Annotated in this window: 1 protein-coding gene; it reads right to left on the reverse strand. The window is 35.9% G+C overall.

Annotation, left to right across the window (positions count from 1 at the left end; genetic code table 11):
* A partial coding sequence (locus AAEZ03_RS25690) for a hypothetical protein (RefSeq protein ID WP_350582521.1) occupies positions 1-271 on the reverse strand: 271 nt, incomplete at its 3' end.
* Between the last annotated feature and the right edge of the window lie 489 nt (positions 272-760).

A 760-nucleotide genomic window follows, 5' to 3' on the forward strand; every position in this document is an offset into this window, starting at 1 on the left:
GGGTAATAGTCTGCTCATTTAATCCAGCAAGAAAATCATCAACCGTTTTCTCAATGCTTTTTTGCATGACATACAGATCAGAAGTGGAGTACTTCCCCAGCTGATTTCTTTCATCCATGACTTCAAACAGCTTGCTTCTGACTACTTCTTCGTGCGTTTTATCGTCAATCAACAGCAAATTAAGCTTCACGACAGCTCTATTGTAGGCTTCTTGAGTGGCTTCAAGTTGAAGGCTTTTATTGCTAGCTACTGATACACCGATCATGCTCATAAATAACTCCGCTACTAGAATCATCTGTAGCTACAGATGATTTTTTTAGGTTAATAAGTTGTTTGTACCAGCCTAAGATTATGCCAGTGAAAAACGAGAAGTAACGCTCTTATAACCCCTTTTTTGTAGCAGATTTTACTACAGATAAAAAATCCGTTATTTCTCACCTAATTTAATGACTACACCATACGCACCCTAAAGGGACTGCCAAATAGCTGATATTGTTAGATTTATTGAAATTAAGGTGTTTGCAAAGTGTAAACAAAATGAATGTTAGCCATTGATTTAAAAAGAAAAAAGGTGTTTACAATTTGTTTACAGCCTTGCTTCTAAAAAGCGAAAAATAGCCCTTTTTTACCGCCTTTTGCAGCAAAAATCTCGCTTTCCTAACAGGTGAATTTATGGTGTAGTAAGTACACTTTAGTAAAATAACACCCAGTTATCAGGAAAAAGTAGTAATGAACTATGCGATTTTGAGGACGACAAAAT

Origin of the sequence: Pseudomonas sp. HY2-MNA-CIBAN-0224 (assembly GCF_040310285.1) — a bacterium.
In the GTDB taxonomy this organism is placed as follows: domain Bacteria; phylum Pseudomonadota; class Gammaproteobacteria; order Pseudomonadales; family Pseudomonadaceae; genus Aquipseudomonas; species Aquipseudomonas helleri.